20 protein-coding genes are annotated in these 18,453 nt (G+C 72.2%); 11 read left to right on the top strand and 9 right to left on the bottom strand.

Annotation, left to right across the window (positions count from 1 at the left end):
• Nucleotides 1-176 precede the first annotated feature (176 nt).
• Complete coding sequence (locus AC3IYJ_RS17475; RefSeq protein WP_489402222.1) at nucleotides 177-659, top strand: Zn-ribbon domain-containing OB-fold protein; 483 nt, start codon at nucleotides 177-179, stop codon at nucleotides 657-659.
• An 81-nt stretch (nucleotides 660-740) separates the two neighbouring features.
• Here the strand turns inward: AC3IYJ_RS17475 and AC3IYJ_RS17470 are convergent, their stop codons facing one another.
• Together AC3IYJ_RS17470 and AC3IYJ_RS17465 are read right to left on the bottom strand one after the other, a co-directional pair.
• Nucleotides 741-1,436 carry a pyridoxine/pyridoxamine 5'-phosphate oxidase gene (locus AC3IYJ_RS17470; RefSeq protein WP_489402221.1) on the bottom strand — a complete coding sequence of 232 codons (696 nt, stop codon included), beginning with the start codon at nucleotides 1,434-1,436 and terminating at the stop codon, nucleotides 741-743.
• Between the two features lie 210 nt (nucleotides 1,437-1,646).
• Nucleotides 1,647-2,879, bottom strand: a complete 1,233-nt coding sequence (locus tag AC3IYJ_RS17465) for an acetyl-CoA acetyltransferase (RefSeq protein WP_489402220.1) — start codon at nucleotides 2,877-2,879, stop codon at nucleotides 1,647-1,649.
• 199 nt (nucleotides 2,880-3,078) lie between these two features.
• Here AC3IYJ_RS17465 and AC3IYJ_RS17460 point away from each other — a divergent pair, with 199 nt between their 5' ends.
• Nucleotides 3,079-4,278, top strand: a complete 1,200-nt coding sequence (locus AC3IYJ_RS17460) for an acyl-CoA dehydrogenase family protein (RefSeq protein ID WP_489402219.1) — start codon at nucleotides 3,079-3,081, stop codon at nucleotides 4,276-4,278.
• A complete protein-coding gene (locus tag AC3IYJ_RS17455; RefSeq protein WP_489402218.1) occupies nucleotides 4,278-4,763 on the top strand; it encodes a nitroreductase family deazaflavin-dependent oxidoreductase in 486 nt (161 codons plus the stop codon). Before AC3IYJ_RS17460 ends, AC3IYJ_RS17455 begins: the two co-directional genes overlap by 1 nt.
• An 84-nt stretch (nucleotides 4,764-4,847) precedes the next feature.
• On the opposite strand, the gene AC3IYJ_RS17450 is transcribed toward AC3IYJ_RS17455, so the two are convergent.
• The gene (locus AC3IYJ_RS17450; protein WP_489402217.1) at nucleotides 4,848-5,495 is read right to left on the bottom strand and encodes a TetR family transcriptional regulator; all 648 of its coding nucleotides are present in this window, start codon (nucleotides 5,493-5,495) and stop codon (nucleotides 4,848-4,850) included.
• Nucleotides 5,496-5,774: 279 nt separating this feature from the next.
• Here AC3IYJ_RS17450 and AC3IYJ_RS17445 point away from each other — a divergent pair, with 279 nt between their 5' ends.
• The 6 genes from AC3IYJ_RS17445 to AC3IYJ_RS17420 all read left to right on the top strand — a co-directional run bounded on the left by AC3IYJ_RS17445 (nucleotide 5,775) and on the right by AC3IYJ_RS17420 (nucleotide 12,969).
• The gene (locus AC3IYJ_RS17445) at nucleotides 5,775-6,590 is read left to right on the top strand and encodes a VOC family protein (RefSeq protein ID WP_489402216.1); all 816 of its coding nucleotides are present in this window, start codon (nucleotides 5,775-5,777) and stop codon (nucleotides 6,588-6,590) included.
• 294 nt (nucleotides 6,591-6,884) lie between these two features.
• A complete protein-coding gene (gene afsK, locus AC3IYJ_RS17440; protein ID WP_489402215.1) occupies nucleotides 6,885-9,395 on the top strand; it encodes a protein serine/threonine kinase AfsK in 2,511 nt (836 codons plus the stop codon).
• Nucleotides 9,396-9,464: 69 nt separating this feature from the next.
• Nucleotides 9,465-9,959: a peptidylprolyl isomerase gene (locus AC3IYJ_RS17435; RefSeq protein ID WP_489402214.1), complete on the top strand. Its 495-nt coding sequence runs from the start codon at nucleotides 9,465-9,467 to the stop codon at nucleotides 9,957-9,959.
• A gap of 156 nt (nucleotides 9,960-10,115) precedes the next feature.
• Nucleotides 10,116-10,547, top strand: coding sequence for a hypothetical protein (locus AC3IYJ_RS17430; protein ID WP_489402213.1), 432 nt, complete (start codon nucleotides 10,116-10,118; stop codon nucleotides 10,545-10,547).
• 9 nt (nucleotides 10,548-10,556) lie between these two features.
• Nucleotides 10,557-12,410 carry an alpha/beta hydrolase gene (locus AC3IYJ_RS17425; RefSeq protein ID WP_489402212.1) on the top strand — a complete coding sequence of 618 codons (1,854 nt, stop codon included), beginning with the start codon at nucleotides 10,557-10,559 and terminating at the stop codon, nucleotides 12,408-12,410.
• A 103-nt stretch (nucleotides 12,411-12,513) separates the two neighbouring features.
• Entirely contained in the window at nucleotides 12,514-12,969 is a 456-nt protein-coding gene (locus AC3IYJ_RS17420; RefSeq protein ID WP_489402211.1) for a hypothetical protein, read from the top strand.
• A gap of 10 nt (nucleotides 12,970-12,979) precedes the next feature.
• On the opposite strand, the gene AC3IYJ_RS17415 is transcribed toward AC3IYJ_RS17420, so the two are convergent.
• The 3 genes from AC3IYJ_RS17415 to AC3IYJ_RS17405 form a co-directional block, all read right to left on the bottom strand.
• On the bottom strand, nucleotides 12,980-13,498 hold the full coding sequence (locus AC3IYJ_RS17415; RefSeq protein ID WP_489402210.1) for a hypothetical protein: 519 nt from the start codon (nucleotides 13,496-13,498) through the stop codon (nucleotides 12,980-12,982).
• Between the two features lie 113 nt (nucleotides 13,499-13,611).
• Entirely contained in the window at nucleotides 13,612-13,950 is a 339-nt protein-coding gene (locus tag AC3IYJ_RS17410) for a putative quinol monooxygenase (RefSeq protein ID WP_489402209.1), read from the bottom strand.
• Nucleotides 13,947-14,567, bottom strand: a complete 621-nt coding sequence (locus tag AC3IYJ_RS17405; RefSeq protein ID WP_489402208.1) for an NADPH-dependent FMN reductase — start codon at nucleotides 14,565-14,567, stop codon at nucleotides 13,947-13,949. The genes AC3IYJ_RS17410 and AC3IYJ_RS17405 overlap by 4 nt, the downstream gene beginning before the upstream one ends.
• A 127-nt stretch (nucleotides 14,568-14,694) precedes the next feature.
• On the opposite strand from AC3IYJ_RS17405, the gene AC3IYJ_RS17400 reads away from it, so the two are divergent.
• Nucleotides 14,695-15,339: a TetR/AcrR family transcriptional regulator gene (locus AC3IYJ_RS17400; protein ID WP_489402207.1), complete on the top strand. Its 645-nt coding sequence runs from the start codon at nucleotides 14,695-14,697 to the stop codon at nucleotides 15,337-15,339.
• 49 nt (nucleotides 15,340-15,388) lie between these two features.
• Complete coding sequence (locus AC3IYJ_RS17395) at nucleotides 15,389-15,907, top strand: hypothetical protein (protein ID WP_489402206.1); 519 nt, start codon at nucleotides 15,389-15,391, stop codon at nucleotides 15,905-15,907.
• Nucleotides 15,908-15,957: 50 nt separating this feature from the next.
• Here the strand turns inward: AC3IYJ_RS17395 and AC3IYJ_RS17390 are convergent, their stop codons facing one another.
• From AC3IYJ_RS17390 to AC3IYJ_RS17380, 3 genes are read right to left on the bottom strand one after another with little or no spacing between them, the layout of a single operon-like run.
• Nucleotides 15,958-16,755 (bottom strand): enoyl-CoA hydratase/isomerase family protein, encoded by a 798-nt coding sequence (locus AC3IYJ_RS17390; protein ID WP_489402205.1) that lies wholly within the window; start codon nucleotides 16,753-16,755, stop codon nucleotides 15,958-15,960.
• Nucleotides 16,752-17,213 carry a Zn-ribbon domain-containing OB-fold protein gene (locus AC3IYJ_RS17385; protein WP_489402204.1) on the bottom strand — a complete coding sequence of 154 codons (462 nt, stop codon included), beginning with the start codon at nucleotides 17,211-17,213 and terminating at the stop codon, nucleotides 16,752-16,754. Before AC3IYJ_RS17385 ends, AC3IYJ_RS17390 begins: the two co-directional genes overlap by 4 nt.
• 13 nt (nucleotides 17,214-17,226) lie before the next feature.
• Nucleotides 17,227-18,378 carry a lipid-transfer protein gene (locus AC3IYJ_RS17380; protein WP_489402203.1) on the bottom strand — a complete coding sequence of 384 codons (1,152 nt, stop codon included), beginning with the start codon at nucleotides 18,376-18,378 and terminating at the stop codon, nucleotides 17,227-17,229.
• Between the last annotated feature and the right edge of the window lie 75 nt (nucleotides 18,379-18,453).

The following is an 18,453-nucleotide window of genomic DNA, read 5'->3' as shown; positions in this document are numbered from 1 at the left end:
GCGTATCGCCGTGGGCGGTCGGTGGGTCTCGGACGAGGAGGGAATCGATTGCGGATCGATCACGGAGGCCTTGTGCGATGGGGCGCGATCCGCTGAACTGACGGAGTGTCAGGTGTGGGGCGGAGTGCGCGTGCGCGTCCGGCGCCCCGTCGGGTGCGGTGCGAAGGAGCTGTGTTGTGGGTACGGGTTCGGGTACGGGTGCTGCGGCCACGGGTGGTGCGGTGCGTTACGACTTGCCGGAGATCGATGACTTCACCCGGCCCTACTGGGACGCGGCGGCGGAGGGCCGGCTGCTGCTGAGGCGCTGCGGGGAGTGCGGGAAGGCGCACCACTACCCGCGGGAGTTCTGCCCGGCCTGCTGGGCGGGCGAGGACCGGGTGGCCTGGGAGACGGCGAGCGGCCGGGCCACGCTCTACACCTGGTCGGTGATCCACCGCAACGACCTGCCGCCGTTCGGGGAACGGACCCCGTACGTGGCGGCGGTGGTGGACCTGGCGGAGGGGCCCCGGATGATGACCGAGGTCGTGGGCGCGCAGGGCGACGACCTGCGGGTGGGCATGGACCTGGGGGTGACATTCCGCGAGGCCGCGGAGGGGGTCTGGGTGGCGGTGTTCGAGGTGGCGGAGCCGGCCGGGGCGGGCGCGGGGTCGGCGGCCTGACGGCTCTCCGCCGAGGCCGGGGCCGGGGCCGGGATCGCCCCCGCCCCCGCCCCCGGCCCCGCCTCCGACCCCCGGGTCGCCCTAAGGCCAGAGCAGGTGGCGGGTCCAGGGGGACCCCGGGGTGCGGACGTAGTGCAGGCGGGTGTGGCGGCGGGTCGCGTCTCCCTGGAAGAACTCGATCCCGATGGGGCGCAGGACGTACCGGGTCCAGGTCGGAGCCGGGGCGTCCGGCTCCGCGCCCGCCCGGTCCCAGGCCGCCGCCGAGGCCGTGGCCAGTTCCTCCGGGGAGGACAGCACCTCGCTCTGCCGGCCCGTCAGGGCCGCCGCCAGTGCTCCGCGCGAGCGGACGGCGAGGTCGGCCCGGCTCTCCACCGCGTCGCATGCGGTGACCCGCCCCCGGATGCGGATCTGCCGGGCCACGGCCGGCCAGTAGAACCCCAGCGCGGCCTCCGGCTGCGCGGCCAGCTGCCTGCCCTTGGCGCTGGTGGAGTGCGAGGCGAAGTGCCAGCCGCGCTCGTCGGCTTCGTGGAGCATCAGCGTGCGCACGTCGGGCCGCCCGTCGGCGTCCACCGTCGCCAGGCTCATCGTGTGCGGCTCGGGCTGCCCCGCCTTCGCGGCGTGCGTGAACCACTCCCGGAAGAGCGCCAGCGGCTCCTCCGGCGCAGTGGTCGTGTCGAAGGCGGGCAGCGGACCGTCCCAGACGCGCAGCGAGTGCAGCGTCGCGTGGAACTCGTCGGAGGGGCCTGCGGTTTCGTCATTACCCAATGTGCTCGTCATGGGCCAATCGAACACCAACCGCGTACTTCGTTTTTCAGGTGTCGCCCAGCCCGATGCACTTGGACCGCTGGGGGATGTCCCGCACGGCCCTGTCGATGACGACCAGCGCGTCCCCGGCGAGGAGGTCGCCCTCCACCACGACAGGCCGCGCTCCGTCCACGACGACTGCCCGATCATCCCGCAGTGCGGCCGCGCCCGTTCGCGGAGGCCTCAGTCGCGGCCCAGGATGATCGTGCCCGAGGAGCAGAACCAGCCGCCGGTGCCCGAGGCGAGGGCGACTCGGGGGAGTGCGCCACCGGGTTTGCGGACCTGGCCCGCGCCCGCCTCGCCGCGGAGTTGGCGTACGGCTTCGACCAGCAGGAACAGGCCGCGCATGCCGGGGTGGCAGGCGGACAGGCCGCCGCCGTCGGTGTTGACCGGGAGTTCGCCGTCCCGGAGCAGGCGGCCCTTCTCCACGAAGGCGCCGCCCTCGCCCTTGGCACAGAAGCCCAGGTCCTCCAGGGTCACCAGCGTCATGTAGGTGAAGGCGTCGTAGATCTCGGCCAGGTCCACGTCCGCCGGAGTCAGGCCGGCGCGGGCGAAGGCCCGGCGGCCGGAAACCGCCGCCGGGGAGACCGTGAAGTCCTCCCACTCCGACATCGTGGTGTGGGAGACGGAGGTCCCCGAGCCCAGGATCCAGACCGGCTCCTTCGCCGTGTCCGGTACGTAGTCCTCCGCGGCGAGCAGCACCGCGCAGCCCCCGTCCGAGCGGATGCAGCAGTTCAGCTTGGTGAAGGGGTCCGCGATCATGTCGGAGGACAGGACGTCGTCGACCGTGATGGGGTCGCGGAACATCGCGTCCGGGTTGGTGGCGGCGTTCGCCCGCGCCTGGACGGCCACTTCGGCGAGCTGCTCCAGCGTCGTGCCGTACTCGTGCATGTGGCGGCGTGCGGCCATCGCGTACTTGGAGACCAGCGTGTGCCCGTACGGGACCTCGAACTGCAGCGGTCCCCGTGCGCCGAAGGAGAGGTTCGAGGTCCGGCGGCGGGCCTTGATGTCGGCGCGCGCGGTGGACCCGTAGACGAGCAGGACCGCGTTGGCGTGGCCGGCCGCGATCGCGTCGGCGGCGTGGGCGGCCATGACCTCCCAGGTGGAGCCGCCGACCGAGGTGGAGTCGACCCAGGTGGGGCGCAGGCCGAGGTACTCGGAGACCTCGACGGGGGCGAGGATGCCGAGCCCGGCCGAGGCGACCCCGTCGATCACCGAGCGGTCGAGGCCGGAGTCGGCCAGGGCGCGGCGCGCGGCCTGCGCGTGCAGTGCGTACGGGGTGGGGCCGTCGACCCGGCCGCAGTCCGAGAGGGCGACGCCGACGACGGCGACCCGGCGGCGGGGCCGGGCCTGAGGGCCGGCGGCGACGGAGTTGGTGGCGGAGGCGGCGGCTGAGACGGAGAGGGGTCCAGGCATGGAGCTGACGGTACAGCTGACGTACCGTCAGATGCTAGAGGTGCCCTCAGGTGCCCTCAGGTGCCCTCAGGTGCCCTCAGGTCCCTCAGGTGTCGTCGGTCCGTGGTTGCCGCCCGGCTTTCGACTCTGCCAGCCCCTGTCCATCTGTCCCGGTGGCACCTAACATGACGGCCCGTCAGATACGGGGAGGAGCCCGACGATGGATGCCGCCTTCACCGCGGAGCAGGACGAGATGCGCCGCACCCTGCGCGAGATCCTGGGCAAGCGCTGTGGCCCGGACGAGGTCAAGGTCGCCGTCCGCACCGCCGCCGGACACGACCACGAGCTGTGGCAGCAGCTCGCCCGGCAGCTCGGACTGCCCGGGATCGCCGTGGCCGAAGAGTACGGGGGAGTCGGCTGCACCCCCGCCGACCTGGCCCTGGCCTGCGAGGAGACCGGACGGGTGCTGCTGCCCTCGCCGCTCCTGGCCACCGCCGTGCTCGCCGCGCCGCTGGTCACCGCCCTGGGCAGCGCCGCCCAGCGCTCCGCCCTGCTGCCGCCGCTCGCGGCCGGCGGGCTCACCGCCACCCTCGCCGTACCCGGCCCGGCCCTGGCCACCGCCCTCGCGCTCACGGGTGACAACGCCCAGGGCGAGTGGGCCGGCGGCGGCCGCGCCGGCGGGGTGCAGGCCCGCGCGGTCGACGGCGGCTGGCGGCTGTACGGGGAGGTCACCCAGGTGCTCGACGGGCACAGCGCCTCGCTGCTGCTGGTCGCCGCGCACACGGGAGGGTTCGCCCGCAGCCGCACCCTGCTGTTCCTCGTACGGGAGGACGCACCCGGACTCGTCCGCTCGCGCCAGACCACCCTCGACGAGACCCGCCCGCAGGGGCGGATCCAACTGAGGGAGGTCGAAGCCGAGTTGCTTGGGGAGGGCGACGGCAGCGGCGACGTGCTCGCCGCGCTCGCCGCCGCCGGGCGCGGCGCCGCCACCGTACTGGCCGCCGAGGCCGTCGGCGCGGCCGGGCAGGCGCTGGCGCGCACCGTGGACTACGTACGGCAGCGCGAGCAGTTCGGCCGGGCCATCGGCTCGTTCCAGGCGGTCAAGCACCGCCTCGCCGACCTCTACGTACAGGTCCAGGCGGCCAGGTCCGCCGCCTACTACGCCGCCTGGGACCCGGAGCAGGGACCGCTAGCCCTCGCGCAGGCCCTGGAGGCCCTGCGGACCACCGCGGGCGAGGCGATCCAGCTGCACGGCGGCATCGGCTTCACCTGGGAACACGACGCCCACCTCTACTTCAAGCGGGCGGCCGCCGACGAACTGCTCTTCGGCCCCGTCCACCGGCTGCGCGCCCACGCCGCGGACGCCGCCGGACTGTTCGCCCCCGCCCCGCGCAACGAAGAGAAGAAGGTGGCCGTCTGATGGCTGCGACTCCCGGCGTCGGCGTCAAGCTGATGCAGAAGGTCTCCTCGACCATGCTGTTCGCCAAGATCGCACCGCACTTCATCCCCGCCATGGACAAGGCGGTGCACAAACTGACCCGTGGCAAGGTCATCCTCAGCGCCCAGATGCTCCCCGGCGTGATCCTGACCGCCAAGGGGGCCAAGACGGGCGAACCACGGGTCACCCCGCTCGCGTGCATGCCCGAGCAGGACGGCGTGACCTGGCTGCTGATCGGCTCCAATTTCGGGCGCCCCGGACACCCGGCATGGACCGGGAACCTGCTCAAGAATCCGGACGCGGACGTGAGCTGGAAGGGGCAGGACATTGCCGTACGCGCCCGCCTGCTGGCAGGTGAGGAGCGCGAGGCGGCATGGCGGGCGGCGCTGAAGTTCTGGCCGCCGTACGCGACGTACCAGGCGCGCATCGAGCGCGAGATCCGGTTGTTCCGCCTGGAGCGTCGCTGATCGCGGCGGAGGACCGGTGGAGCCACGGGCCGGTTGGGCACGAGGCGTGGTGAAGACGGCGGGCCCTGTGGTCAGGGTCCGCCGTTACTTCGTCGGCTTCTTGCCCGTGATGCCGAGGTGGACCAGGAGGGCCAGGTTCGGCCGCAGTTCGGCCTGCTTGACGCCCCAGGTCTGGAAGCCCTTCTGGTGCGAGGCGACCGCGGCCAGCATGGCGACCAGTGAACCGGCCATCGCGGCGGGGCTGACGTCCTTGTCGACCTTGCCCTTGGCCTGGAGCTCCTTCATCGACTCCGTGAGGGAGTTGGTGACGGAATTGAGGATCTTCATGCGGATCTTGTAGAACCGCTTGTCGCCCTCGGCCGCGCCCAGGTCGACGACCCGCAGGATGGCGTCGTTGCGCCGCCAGAAGTCCAGGAAGCCCTCGACGAGTTCCTCGGCCGCCGCCCAGCCCGCCTTGCCGACCCACGCCCGGCCCTCGACCAACGAGGTGAGCTGCGCACCCTCGTTGGCCATGTGCTCGGCGATCTCCAGGACGGCGCCCTCGACGTCCGGGAAGTACTGGTAGAAGGTCGCGGGGGAGGTACCGGCCTTGCGGGCGACGTCGATCACTTTGACGTCGCGGTACGGCGAGGAGCTGAGCATCTCGCTGAGGCAGTCGAGCAGCTTCTGCCTCGTCGCCTGACCGCGCCGGCCGGCAACGCGGCCGTCGACGGTACGTACTTGTCCTGTCATGCCGTCAGCTTACCGAGGGGTGATCGGCGCGCGATTCGGCCGCCTGCAAATGGGGTTACGGGGCTCCTGGCCTGGGCGTACGTACATCCTGTCGCGGCCGGGCAGTGGATTTCGGCCGGTCGGGCCCTCCGGGCGCGGCGTCCGACTTCAGGCCCTATCCCCCGAATAGTCTTATCAACAGGCTGTGGACAAGTTTTCGGGCACATCATGATCCGGAGGACATGGCTGGCGAGTACGGCGGAGGGCACACACCCTCGCACAACGGAAGGAACCGGGCTCATGGCCGCATTCGCGGAAGGCGCACCCTGCTGGGTCGACGCCTCCCTGCCGGACGTCGAGGCGGGCAAGCGCTTCTACGGTGAGCTCTTCGGGTGGACCTTCGCCGACAGTGCGGGAGCCGAGTACGGCCACTACACCCAGGCCTACAGCCGCGGCCGCAACGTCGCCGCCCTCGCGCCCAAGCCCGACGGCCGGATGCCGACCGTCTGGGGGGTCTACCTCTACACGACCGACGCGTACGCCTGCGCGCAGCGCATCCGCGCCGCCGGCGGCCAGATGGTGATGGACCCGATGCCGGTCGGCCCCTACGGGACCGCCGCGCTGGCCGCAGACCCCGGCGGGGCCGTCTTCGGGCTGTGGCAGGCCGGCACCCACCACGGTTTCGAGGCCCAGCAGGAGCCGTACACGTACTGCTGGACCGAGGTCTACACCCGCGCCCGCGACGCCGTCGACGTGTTCTACGCCAAGGTCTTCGGCTACGTCCCGCAGGACGAGGGCGGCGCGGACGGCGCCGAGGAGCCCGGCGGCTCCGAGTACCGCCTCTGGTCCCCGCCCGGCAGCCCGCCCGGGCCCGCCGGCGCCGTGCTGGGCCGCAGCCTCATCACCGACGCCTTCCCCGCCATCATGCCCGCGCACTACCTCGCGTACTTCGCCGTCCCGGACTGCGACCAGTCCGTCGCCATGGTCCAGCGCCTCGGCGGCCGGGTCACCGCGGACCCCTTCGACACCCCGTACGGGCGGATCGCCGTCGTCGCGGACAACCAGGGGGCGGTCTTCGGCCTGCTGTCGGAGCAGCGGACCCGACCGGGGGCGTAGGCCCGTCCCTTTCGGCCGCGCGGCGGCCCGCGCAGCCCCGTACTCCTTCCCGCGCAGTCCCCTACGCCTTCCCGCCCGGCCCCCTGCCCCCTCCCCCCCCGTGACCCCGTACCGCGCCGCGCGCGCGAACCAGTGCACGTGCCCGGGGCCGGACCAGGCTCGGGCCTGACAGAATCGGGGTTGCGCGACCGCGGGCGGCGCCCGTGGCGGGACGCTGCACGGGCCGACCGCCGCGTGCTGGCAGGAAGCGGGCCCGAGAGGGAGCCCGTACGGGGATGGGTGTGGAGGCGAGTGGTGGAGCAGCTGACGCAGCACGACCCGAGACGGATCGGCCCCTTCGAGGTGCTGGGACGGCTCGGCGCCGGCGGCATGGGGCTGGTCTATCTCGCCCGGTCGGCGTCCGGACGGCGGGTCGCGATCAAGACGGTCCGCACCGAGCTCGCCGAGGACCAGCTGTTCCGCGTGCGCTTCACCCGCGAGGTGGAGGCCGCCCGCGCCGTCTCCGGCTTCTACACCGCGGCCGTGGTCGACGCCGACCCGCGCGCGGCGGTGCCGTGGCTGGCGACCGCGTACGTACCGGCGCCCTCGCTGGAGGAGATCGTCCACGAGTGCGGGCCCATGCCCGCCCAGGCCGTACGGTGGCTCGCCGCCGGCATCGCCGAGGCCCTGCAGTCCATTCACGGTGCCGGCCTGGTCCACCGCGACCTGAAGCCTTCGAACGTGCTCGTCGTCGAGGACGGCCCGCGCGTGATCGACTTCGGCATCGCCAGCGGGGTCTCCAACACCCGCCTGACCATGACGAACGTCGCCGTCGGCACACCCGCCTACATGTCGCCCGAGCAGGCCAAGGACTCGCGCAGCGTCAAGGGCGCCAGCGACGTCTTCTCGCTCGGCTCGACGCTGGTCTTCGCCGCCACCGGGCACCCGCCGTACCACGGGGCGAACCCGGTGGAGACGGTGTTCATGCTGCTGCGCGAGGGCCCCAACCTGGAGGGCCTGCCCGAGGAGCTGCGCCCGCTCATCGAGTCCTGCATGCAGATGGACGCGACCCTGCGGCCCACCCCGGCCGACCTCCAGGCGCAGCTGGCCCCGCACCTCTTCGAGGGCGGCGACGAGAGCGGCACCGCCTCGGCATGGCTGCCCCCCAGGGCCGTCGCGATGATCGAGGCCCGCCGGGCGGGCCACCGCAACGCCGCAGCCGCGGCGGCTGCGGCCGCCGCTGCGGCGGCTTCGGCGGCGGCCTCCGCGGCCTCCGCCGTCTCCTCCGCGCCGGTGGTGCCCGGTCCCGCCCAGGCCCCCGCCTTCGCGCCCGCCGCCGGTCACGCGGCCGGTCACGCCGCCGGGCCCGTCACGCACCGCCGTGAGCGCGGCGCCGACGCCTGGACGGACCCGCGGACCGGCCAGGCCGTCCCGCAGCGGCCCGAACACCCCCCGATGCCCGCCTCCGGCGAGTCCGTGCGCCTGGGCGGCTCCCCGGTACCGATCGGCCCCGGCCCCCACGCCTCCGTCTCCGCACCCGCGGCCCACGCCGCCGCGGCGGACTCGGCGACCGGCTGGATCCGCCCGCCCGGCGGCGGCTCGGCGGTCGGCCCGGCGCCCGTACCGCCCCTGCCGTCGTCGGCGGGGTCCGCGGGAGCCGCTTCCGTGCCCGGTCCCGGACCGGCCCCGGACAGCGGCCGCTGGCGGCCCTGGCGGTTCCGCATGTCCAACGAGGTCTGGGGCACCCCGACCGTCGCCGGCGAGCTGCTCTACGTCACCTCCTTCGAGGTCCACGCCCTGGACGTGGCCAGCGGCCGCCGCCAGTTCAAGACCCGTGACGTCGCCTGGTCCATGGCCGTCGCCGACGGCCGCATCCACGCCTCCGACGGCCCCTCCCTCTACGCCCTGGACGCCGTCGACGGCTCCGAACGGTGGCGGCTGTCCACCGACGCCTGGGTGTACGCGCTGCGCGCCGAACGGGGCACCGTGGTCACCGCCACGCGCGGAGGCGGCGTACAGGCCTGGGAGGCCTCGAGCGGGCAGAAGCTGTGGGAGCTCACGGGCGCCCAGATCGACTTCGAGACCACCGAGGCGGCCCCCGTCCTGCACGACGGCACGGTCTACGTGTGGCAGGACGCCCGGCTGCGCGCCCTGGACGCCCGCTCCGGCCGCGAGTCCTGGTCGTACCCGATCGGCGACGCGGGCTCCTGCGGAAGCGTGCCCGTACGCGTCACCCCGGCGCCCGACGGCAACGTCTACGTCTGCGCCGGCACCCGGGTCCTGTCCATCGACCGGGCGTCCGGCCGGGTCCGCTGGCACTTCGAGGCCCCCGCGGTCTTCCTGGCGCCCCCGGCCTTCGCCCCCGGCGCGGCCGTCACGGGCGGCGGCGTCTACCTCGCCGACTACCTGGGCACCGTCTACGCCCTCGACGCGGCCACCGGCACCGACCGCTGGCGCATCACCACCGAGCCCCGCCAGTCGGCCGACCCGGTCCTGGTCGCGGCGGGCAACGTCCACCTGGGCGCGGGCAGCGCGCTGTACACGCTCGACGCAGTCACCGGCACCCCGAAGTGGCGGTTCGCCGCGGGCGGCGAGATCACCGGCGCCCCGGCGGTCGCGGACGGCCGGGTCCACTTCGGCTCCGCCGACCACTGCCTGTACACCCTGGACGCGGCGGGCGGCCAGCTCCGCTGGAAGCTGGCCACCGGCGGGGAGATCACCGGAGCCCCGGTGGCGGAGGCGGGCGTGGTCTACGCGTGCAGCAAGGACCGCTGCGTCTACGCCCTCGACGCCGCCAAGGGCACGGGCACCCGTACGGGCGGCTGAGCTGCGGCGGGGCCGCCCTTACGGCCCCGCTGGGGCGTGCGGCGCACCGGGAGTGACAGGATGGACCCCATGAGCAACGTTTACTTCGACATCACCATCGACGGCGAGGCCGCTGGCCGCATCGTCTTCAACCTCTTCGACGAGGTCGTCCCGAAGACCGCCGACAACTTCCGTCAGCTGGCCACCGGCCAGAACGGCTTCGGCTACGCGGGCTCCGGCTTCCACCGCGTCATCCCGCAGTTCATGCTGCAGGGCGGTGACTTCACCAACCACAACGGCACGGGTGGCAAGAGCATCTACGGCGAGAAGTTCGCCGACGAGAACTTCCAGCTGAAGCACGACCGCCCGTTCCTGCTGTCGATGGCGAACGCCGGCCGCAACACCAACGGCTCGCAGTTCTTCATCACCACCGTCCTGACCCCGTGGCTCGACGGCAAGCACGTCGTCTTCGGCGAGGTCGTCGAGGGCACGGACCTGGTCCAGAAGATCGAGGCCCTGGGCAGCCAGTCCGGCGCCACCCGCGCCAAGATCGAGATCGCCGCTTCCGGCGTCGTCGAGGCCTGATCCCCACACCGCCCAACGGCTGGCCGGCCCCGCCCCCTCAGGGGGGCCGGGGCCGCCGTCATGTCCGGCGTCTCGTCGCCGTGAGCCCTCACCGGTGTTTGTAGGATGACCTGCGAATTTGGGCAATCGGGATCAGGGCCACGGGGGCACTACGGCATGACGACCTTTGACACGGAGTGGGCGGCGCTCAAACAGCAGACCGCGCTCGGGGCGCAGATGCACCTGGCGAGCGCGGCCGCCACGCCCGACGGCGGTGGCGGCGGTGACCTGACCTCCGACAAGGCGGTCTGGAACCGCGCGAGCCAGGACCTCGCAGGTCTGGCCGGGAACATCAGGACGGCCCTGACCGCACTGGAGGAGGGGCAGAAGGGCGCCGCACTCTCCGGCGTGCAGAGCGCCGCGGCCCAGCAGGAGCTCCACCAGTCCTGGAAGACGTACCTCGACGGCCTGGCGGGCAAGTGCACCGGGCTCCAGGGGCCGCTGGAGAAGGCCGGCCAGGGCCAGTACGCCAACGACGAGGCCATCAAGGGCGGCTTCGCCCAGATCGGCGCCCAGTACAAGGACACGCCCGCCACCGGGGGCCGGTGAGCCTGAACCATGGACTACGCAGCACTGGCGGCGCTCAAGCCGTCCGAATTCACCGAAGCTGCCGACGGCTACAAGGCCGTCGGCAGCATGGCCGACCAGGCCTACGGAGACACCGAAGGACAGATATCGGCGAGACTGCGGGCCGGCCTCTCGGGGGAGGCCGTGGACGCGGCGCTGGGATCGCTCCGGGACCTGGCGAAGAACTTCCACTACACGCAGGTCGAATGCGGCCTCGTGGCCACGGCGCTCAGGGCGCTCGCCGCCGCGCTGACCGAGGCGAAGAAGAAGCTGGAAGCCGCCCTGGAGGACGCCGAGCACGCCAAGTTCTCGGTGGGGGCGGACGGGTCGGTGAGCTTCCCGCCCGGCGGAACGGAGAAGGACGGCAGGCTCCCGGACGGCGGGACGGTCTCCGGCAGCGCGAAGGGCAAGCCCTCCGGCCAGGTGATCGACCCCACGCGTGACGCCAACGACCTGTCCGCCGCCCTGGAACGGCAGGCGGCGAACATCCACCCCAACCCGAACTTCGGCAGGGCGGTGGAGATCGCCGACCGCATCGCCCAGGCCGTCGCCGAGGCCACCGAGGCCGACAACCTGTGGGCGCCCAAGCTTCGGGGGCTCAAGGCGGACGACGACCTGGTCGTCTCCGACCAGGACTGGACCGACGCGCAGGGCGACACCGCCGATGTCCGCAGCGGCGCGAAGGACTACCTGGACCACATCAAGGCCCCGCCGAAGGGCGACGACCCCAAGGCGAACGCCGACTGGTGGAACGGCCTGTCGGCGGACGACAAGTCCGCCTACCTCTCCTTGAACGCGGCGCAGGTGGGCGCCCTGGACGGGCTGCCCTCCGTCATCCGTGACGAGGCCAACCGCAACGTGCTGTCGGAGACGCAGGCCGAGTACCGGATCCGGCTGAACGGCATACCGCCGCAACCGCAGAAGTACCTCCCCTCGGGACAGACCTACCCGGCGGCGACGCTCAACCCCGCCTGGTCGGAGTGGGACAAGAAGTACGCCAAGGACAAGGAGTCCCTGGAGAAGAACCTCAAGGGCATGGACGCCATCCAGGCCCGCTTCGACTCGACGGGCAAGGAAGGGCTGCCGGAGGCCTACCTGCTCGGCTTCGACACCAAGGGCGGCGGCCGGGCCATCGTGGCCAACGGAAACCCGGACACGGCGGCCCACACGGCGGTGTTCGTCCCGGGCACGTTCACCAACATCACGAAGTCCGAGGACTACATCCACCACATGGGCGAGCTGTGGAAGGAGACCCACGCCAAGATCCCCGGCCAGAACGTCTCCACCATCACCTGGATCGGGTACGAGGCCCCGCAGAGCCTCGTACCGGAGGCGATGGAGAAGCACTTCGCCGAGGAAGCGGCGCCCGACCTGAACCGGTTCATGCAGGGCCTGGAGAACGTCCAGGGCGGCGACGCCGCCAGCCACACCACGATCATCGGCCACAGCTACGGCAGCACCGTCCTCGGCGCGGCCTCCAACGCGGGCGACCTGAGAGCCGACGACATCATCGCGGTGGGCAGCCCCGGCATGCTCGTCGAGCACGCCAAGGACCTCGACGCCGGCGAGGGCCACGTATGGTCCCAGGCTGCCGGCACGATCCAGGACCAGGTGCCGTTCGCCGGCAAGGTCGCAGGCCTCGGCGGCGACACCGACTGGTGGGAGGAAATGCTGCCGTTCGGAACGGTGTGGGGGTCGAACGTGCCCTCCGACGAGGATTTCGGAGCCAATATCATGGCAAATGACGCCGATAGTCATACCGACTATTGGAGGGACCACTCCTTGAGCATCCAGAACCAGGCGAGCGTGGTCGCCGGCGAATACGGCCAGGTCCAGAGTGGCTGAGGCGCGGGGTGCGGCCGGTAGCCGCAGGGTCTCCGGAATCAGGGCGCTGGCCCTGGCTGTCGTCATCGCGTCGCTGTCGGTGCTGTCTGTGGGGTGTTCGAACATGAAGGAAATCAATTACACGCCGGTCCGGATGGACCCCGACCCGGCACGCAAGAAGGCGAAGATGGTGGCCAGCCGCCTTCTGGAGATGACCGGGGTCAAGGGCAAGGTGACCGAGCCGGGCCCGAGCATCTCGCGGTGCAGGGAGTACGGAGACGACCTGTTCTCCACGTCGCACCCGTGGTCGGTGTACGGCCTCACCGGTGAGCAGGTTGACACCGGCATGGCGAACCTGCGCAAGGGGCTCAACGAGAACGGCTGGAAGATCACCAAGGACGGCAAGGCCAACAGCAAGGCCCAGGATCCGGAGATCTACGCCGAGAACAACGACGAGCAGTTCGCCGTGCACGTCACCGGCATCAAGCAGACGGCGCACGGAGACACCATGCTCCTCTTCTCGGTCGTCTCGAAGTGCTACCGCGCGTCCTCCGCCGCCTCCCTCGACGGCGAGTACTGAGCCGAGCGGGCTACGAGTGGTCCCCGGGCGGGGCCGGGGGCCAGGGCTCGGGTTCCTCGGTGACCAGCGGCGCCGGCTCCGGCTCCGGGGCCGGCGTGCGGTCGCGGCGGCGGGGGCGGCCGCTCATGACGACCGCCGCCAGCAGCAGGAGCGCGCCCGCGCCGAAGGCGCTGGCGAGGCCGTCGCCGAGGCCGAGGCCGTCGCCGCCGACCGAGAGGCTGCCCGCTTCCTGGGCCTGGCGGACCATCCAGAGCACGGCGAAGCCGAGGACGACGACCCCCGAGAGGGCCATCAGCAGCCTTGAGCGCAGCAGGATCGCGCCGAGGGTGAGCAGGGCGGCGAAGACGAACGGAAGCAGCAGCGAGCCCAGCAGGTCGGCCTTGGTGTCGGTGATCCCGGCGGCGGTGAAGAGCTCCTGGACGCGGTAGTCGCGTCCGTGGCGGCCGTCGTACCAGGCGCGGAAGGGGCTCCAGACGGCGGCCGTCGCCCCGACCAGACCCATCAGTGATCCGAGTGCGTTGCGGAACATGCCCGGCCCTCCGACGTGGGGATCTGCGGATCTGGTCTTGATCCCGACGCTACGCCCGGCTCCCGCGGCCCGCGATCCGGAAGAGGCGCTCCGGAGGGTCCGGCGAGGGTGCTCTAGACGGCCGGGAACACCCGCACCACCGGGGGCTCCGCCAGCAGGGACGCCGTGCGGGACAGGGCCTGTTCGAGGTGGGGGGAGGCGAGGTGGGTCTGCCAGGACTCCGGGTCCGCCCATTCCTCCAGGATCAGCCAGGCGCCGGGCGCCGCCGGGTCCTCGTAGGGCCGGTAGGAGATGTTGCCCGGTTCGGCACGGGTCGGGGCGACCAGGGCCAGGGCCTGGGCGCGGACCGCCGCCTCCAGGCCCGGGCGGGCCTGGAGGCGGGCGATCGCCGTCACGGACACGTCCGACGCCACCCCCGTAGCCGACGGGGCGGTGTCCGCTCCGGAGCTCATCGCGAGGCCGCCGCGGTGGCCGCCGCCGCCTTTGCCTTCAGGGCGCTCAGCAGGTTCCGTACGAGGTCGACGGTGGTCTCGTCGGTGAGGTTGCCGCTTTCGTCGAAGCGCTCGTAGGAGCGGAACACCTGCACCTCGGGCTTGACGACCACGTCGCTGTCCGTCCACACGAACACCTGGCGCAGGGCCAGCTGCGCCCGCACGGTGCCGAAGTTGGTCGGCGCCGCGCCCAGGATCGCGACGGGCTTGCGGTGCAGCGGCAGGCCCTCCTGCTTGGTCCAGTCGGTGCTGACCCAGTCGATGGCGTTCTTGAGGGTGCCGGGGATCGAGTAGTTGAACTCCGGGGTGGCGATGAGCAGGCCGTCGGCCTCGGTGATGCGCCGGCGCAGTTCGGTGACGGCGGCCGGGCGGTCCTGCGGGTTGTCGAGGTCCTGGTCGTACGGGGGGATGTCGCGCAGGCCCTCGTAGATCTCGATGTCGAGTCCGCCGGGCTGGTGCTTGCGGGCGGCGTGCAGCAGGGCGGTGTTGTGCGAGTCGGCGCGCAGGCTGCCGGAGATGGCCAGGATCTTGAAGTCCGCGGATTCCACGGACGTTTCGGCGGAAATTTCGGCAGACATGGGTCCCCCCTCGGGACGTGGTGCCGGCTGCCGCCCGGTGCGGCTTCCGACGAGCATCACACTAAACCGTGTAGTTCAGTTACCGCAACTACACCGTTTGGTTTAGTTCGGGGCTAGGGTGGTCCGCATGCCCATTCCGGCCCCTCCCAAGCGGCGCGCCATCGCCGACGCCGCCTACGCCGAGTTCCTCGCCGGCGGCTACAGCGCCGCCTCCGTGGACGCCATCGCCGCCCGCGCGGGCGTCTCCAAGCCGACCGTGTACAAGCACTTCGGCAGCAAGGAGCGGCTCTTCCTCGAAGTCGTCGGCGCGATCCTCGGCGCCGCCTACGCCGACCTGGAACCCTGCCCCGCGACCCTGGCCGCCGCCCCCGACCTGCGGTCCGCCCTCGTGGAGGTGCAGTACCGCTGGGCGCGCCGGCTCGTCTCCGCCGAGCTGATGTCGCTGCGCCGCCTCGTCATCGGAGAGGTCGAGCGCTTCCCGCAGCTGGGCCGGCTCTGGTACGAGCGCAGTCGCGCGGCCATCGACACCCCGCTGGCGGCCGCCGTCGAGGCGCTCGGCGCCCGCGGAGCGCTCGTCGTGCCGGACGTGGAGCTCGCCGTCCGGCAGCTCGTCGCGCTGACGGTGTCGGTGCCGCAGCTGGCCCGGACCTTCAACCCCGACCCCGATCCCGGCCGCGCGCCCACGGAAGCGGAGCTGCGGGCCGTCGTGGCCGGGGGAGTCGAGGTGTTCCTCGCCCACTACGGGGCCGAGGGCGCCCGGCCGGCCCCCTGACACGGCCCTGATAGCGTGCCGCAGTTGTTCCACGGGGGAGGGAGTGGCCATGCGGGTCACAGCGCGGCGTGTCCGGTTCACGGCGGTTTTGGCGGGAGTGGTGCTCGCACTGACCGGCTTCTCGTCTTCGGGCGGCAGTCACGGCAAGAGCAACAGCGGCGGCGGGGGCGGCTGTTCCAGCTCGAAGTCGAAGGGCACCCACAGCACGCGGACGAACTACGGCAGCACCAATGGCAGTACCAGCGGCACCACCGGTGGCGGAAGCGGTGGCGGCACCGCGACGCCGACCGCCACCCCCTCGCCGACGGCCGTGCCCGCCCGGGGCCGGATCATCGGCTGCGCGGGGCCGGACAAGCCGTACGCCGTCGTCGAGGTCACCTCGCTGCTGACCACTGACCGGCTGATCTCCGTATCGGTGACCTTCAAGAACGCAGGGGGATCCCGCGTGGAGCAGACCATCGCGCCGACCAACCTCAAGAAGGGCGGGACCGTCCAGGTCAAGGTCCTGATGACGAACCCGGCACGGGCCGCCGACGTACGGGACTGCGAGCTCGGCCCCATTTCCTAGGTCGGGCGGGCGGCCGGAAACCGCGCGGCCCGCCCGCCCCAACGCGGACCTCACCGCACCCGCGGCTCCGCCGCCGTCCCGCGGCGCCCCGCGAACAGCTCCGCCTGTCGCTCCGGGGTGAGGTTCCCCAGCGCCACCAGGCCCGGGGCCTGCGACAGGGCCTGCTGGAGTGCGGCCTGCTTCGCAGCCCACAGGGACCGTACGGTGCCCTGCACGGCCTCCGTCGGGAAGCCTGCCAGGGTCTCGGCGGCGCGCAGGGCCGCCGGGAGCAGTGCGTCCGGTCCGGCCAGCTCGGAGACCAGGCCGATCTCGTACGCCCGCCGGGCCGAGAGGCGTTCCGCCGTGCCCATCAGGGACATCCGGGCGGCCTCGCCGAAGGGCATGCGCTGGGCCATGTAGATGGCCTCGTAGGCGCTGACCATGCCGTAGCTGGTGTGCGGGTCGAAGTACGTCGCCGTGTCCGAGGAGACGATGAACTCCGACTCGCCCAGCAGGTAGAACGCCCCGCCGCAGGCCATGCCGTTGACGGCGGCGACCACGGGCTTCCACAGGTCGTTCGCCTTGGGGCCGATGGCGACGAGGGGGTCGTCCATCGAGAAGGGCGAGGACGGCTGCGGCACCGAGACGCCCCGGTCGATGCCGGTGCAGAAGGCCGCCCGCCCCGCGCCCGTCAGCACGATCGCCCGGACCTCGTCCTCGAAGCGGAACTCCCGCCACACCGAAGCCAGTTCGGCGGCAGTCTCCAGGTCGATCGCGTTGTGCTTGCGCTCCCGGTCGAGCGTGACGACGGCGACCCCGGTGGCCTTGTCCCGCTCCACCCGCAGTCCCGGGGCCCGGTCGGCCGTCACGACTTCTCCAGGATCCAGCGCGGGACGGCCACCCCGCCCGTCTCGGTGAAGACCACCTGGACCCGGGCGCCGATGCGCAGCCGCGCCGGGTCCACGGAGTCCAGCGGGGCGTCGGCCGAGGCCACGAGGTTTCCGACGAGCCGGATGTGGGGGGCGTCGGCGAGCTCCACGAGGATCACGTTGTACGGGGCCTGCGCGGCGTAGGCGGGCAGCAGGGGCGGGTGGGGCCGCACGTAGGACCAGATGCGGCCCCGGCCGCTCATGAGCCGCCACTCGGACTCGAAGGACTTGCAGTGCGGGCAGCAGGGGCGGGGCGGGAAGCGGAGTTTGCCGCAGGCGGGCTCGGCGCAGGCCTGGACGCGGAGTTCGCCCTGCGCGGCGTACTCCCAGAAGGGGGCGCCGTCCTCGTCGGGGACGGGGATGAGGAGTTCGTCCGTGGTCGCGGTGGTCGTCGTCATGGTCGGCAGCTCCTCAGGCTCGCAGCAGGATCGCGGACGTCGGGACGCCTTCGCCCGCCGTCACCAGGCAGGTCGAGGCGTCGGGCACCTGGGCGGTGGAGACGCCGCGCAGCTGCTTGACCCCCTCGTTGATCAGGTTGAAGCCGTGGACGTAGGCCTCGCTGAGGCCGCCGCCGCCGGTGTTGATGGGCAGTCGGCCGCCCATCTCCAGGGCTCCGCCCTCGGTGAAGGCGGCGCCCTCGCCGCGCCCGCAGAAGCCGTAGCCCTCCAGGGAGAGCGGGATCAGGGGGGTGAAGGCGTCGTAGATCTGGGCGACGTCCACGTCCTCGGGGCCGAAGTCGGCCTGCTTCCACAGGTGTCGGGCGGCGGTCCAGGCCGGTCCCGACAGCGGGTCGTCGTTCCAGTAGTTGACCATGCCGTGGTGCTGGGAGGGCAGGCCCTGGGCGACGGAGTGGACGTAGACGGGCTTCTGGCGGCAGTCGCGGGCGCGCTCGGCGCTGACGATGACGCAGGCCAGCGCCCCGTCGGTCTCCAGGCAGTTGTCGAAGAGGCAGAGCGGGTCGCTGATCATGCGCGAGGTCATGTACATCTCGCGGGTCAGCGGCCGGTCGTACATCATGGCGGCCGGGTTCTCGTTGGCCCGGTTGCGGCAGGCCATCGCGACGTTGAAGAGGTGGTCGCGGGTGGCCCCGTACTCGTGCATGTAGCGGCGGGCCAGCATCCCGATCTCGTCGGCGGGGCGCAGCAGCCCGAAGGGGCGCGTCCACTGGCCGGGGGTGGGGAGCTGGACGGCCGTGTTCTTCCACGGGCGGGGGCCGGAGCCGCGCTTGCGCGAGCGCCAGGCGACGCCGACGCTCGCCTGGCCGGTGGCTATGGCCGCGGCCAGGTGGCCGACGGTGGCGCAGGAACCGCCGCCGCCGTAGCCGATCTTGGAGAAGAAGGTGACGTCGCCCGCGCCGATGGCTTTGGCGACCTCGACCTCGTCGGTCTCCTCCATCGTGTAGGAGGAGAAGGCATCGACCTCTGAGGGTTCGATGCCGGCGTCGGCGAGCGCCGACAATATGGCCCGGCAGGCCAATTCCTTTTCGGACTGCGGCAGTTGTTTGGCAAAGGCGGTCTGCCCGATGCCGACTATCGCCGTAGCGTCCTTGAGCGTTGCCGCCATCGCCACCTCCGGGGTGCACCAGTACTGACAGCCGCGAAGGCTACAGCTAATCTGACGGATAGTCAGCTACTGGTG

This window comes from Streptomyces sp. GL_140, from assembly GCF_057834465.1.
The sequence above is the reverse complement of the archived record's forward strand: the minus strand, read 5'-3'. Positions and strand labels throughout refer to the sequence as shown.

Coding starts and splice junctions, on each gene's coding strand:
- AC3IYJ_RS17470 (WP_489402221.1), bottom strand. CDS start 1,436: ATGACGAGCACATTGGGTAATGACGAAACCGCAGGCCCCTCCGACGAG.
- AC3IYJ_RS17465 (WP_489402220.1), bottom strand. CDS start 2,879: ATGCCTGGACCCCTCTCCGTCTCAGCCGCCGCCTCCGCCACCAACTCC.
- AC3IYJ_RS17460 (WP_489402219.1), top strand. CDS start 3,079: ATGGATGCCGCCTTCACCGCGGAGCAGGACGAGATGCGCCGCACCCTG.
- AC3IYJ_RS17455 (WP_489402218.1), top strand. CDS start 4,278: ATGGCTGCGACTCCCGGCGTCGGCGTCAAGCTGATGCAGAAGGTCTCC.
- AC3IYJ_RS17450 (WP_489402217.1), bottom strand. CDS start 5,495: ATGACAGGACAAGTACGTACCGTCGACGGCCGCGTTGCCGGCCGGCGC.
- AC3IYJ_RS17445 (WP_489402216.1), top strand. CDS start 5,775: ATGGCCGCATTCGCGGAAGGCGCACCCTGCTGGGTCGACGCCTCCCTG.
- AC3IYJ_RS17435 (WP_489402214.1), top strand. CDS start 9,465: ATGAGCAACGTTTACTTCGACATCACCATCGACGGCGAGGCCGCTGGC.
- AC3IYJ_RS17430 (WP_489402213.1), top strand. CDS start 10,116: ATGACGACCTTTGACACGGAGTGGGCGGCGCTCAAACAGCAGACCGCG.
- AC3IYJ_RS17425 (WP_489402212.1), top strand. CDS start 10,557: ATGGACTACGCAGCACTGGCGGCGCTCAAGCCGTCCGAATTCACCGAA.
- AC3IYJ_RS17420 (WP_489402211.1), top strand. CDS start 12,514: ATGAAGGAAATCAATTACACGCCGGTCCGGATGGACCCCGACCCGGCA.
- AC3IYJ_RS17415 (WP_489402210.1), bottom strand. CDS start 13,498: ATGTTCCGCAACGCACTCGGATCACTGATGGGTCTGGTCGGGGCGACG.
- AC3IYJ_RS17410 (WP_489402209.1), bottom strand. CDS start 13,950: ATGAGCTCCGGAGCGGACACCGCCCCGTCGGCTACGGGGGTGGCGTCG.
- AC3IYJ_RS17405 (WP_489402208.1), bottom strand. CDS start 14,567: ATGTCTGCCGAAATTTCCGCCGAAACGTCCGTGGAATCCGCGGACTTC.
- AC3IYJ_RS17400 (WP_489402207.1), top strand. CDS start 14,695: ATGCCCATTCCGGCCCCTCCCAAGCGGCGCGCCATCGCCGACGCCGCC.
- AC3IYJ_RS17395 (WP_489402206.1), top strand. CDS start 15,389: ATGCGGGTCACAGCGCGGCGTGTCCGGTTCACGGCGGTTTTGGCGGGA.
- AC3IYJ_RS17385 (WP_489402204.1), bottom strand. CDS start 17,213: ATGACGACGACCACCGCGACCACGGACGAACTCCTCATCCCCGTCCCC.
- AC3IYJ_RS17380 (WP_489402203.1), bottom strand. CDS start 18,378: ATGGCGGCAACGCTCAAGGACGCTACGGCGATAGTCGGCATCGGGCAG.